Source organism: Lysinibacillus sp. RU7, from assembly GCF_057837305.1.
On the sequence record NZ_JBYQFK010000317.1, the window covers coordinates 1 to 235 of the forward strand.

General features: G+C 53.6%; 1 protein-coding gene. It reads left to right on the forward strand.

All coding sequences use genetic code 11. The features are described 5' to 3' along the window. A partial coding sequence (locus tag AC3II9_RS22545; protein WP_489159006.1) for a hypothetical protein occupies positions 1 to 231 on the forward strand: 231 nt, incomplete at its 5' end. Positions 232 to 235 lie beyond the last annotated feature (4 nt).

Consider the following 235-nt stretch of genomic DNA (forward strand, 5'->3'; position numbering starts at 1 on the left):
GGCCCGTTGACTTGCTCTCTAAAATATGAGGCCAGCGAAACGGACTACGGCAATGTTACGAAGCCCGACGAGATCACTTATCAGAGCCTGAGTTGGCTTTGCCGTTGCATTACGCCGAACGTCCTCAGCCATGACATGGAAGAGAGCCGAGCCAGTGACGCTCACCGGACGACGATCTTGCCTTTCATGCCGAAAATCGAGTGCATGAAGTGCGAACAATGCACGTCGTAGGTTC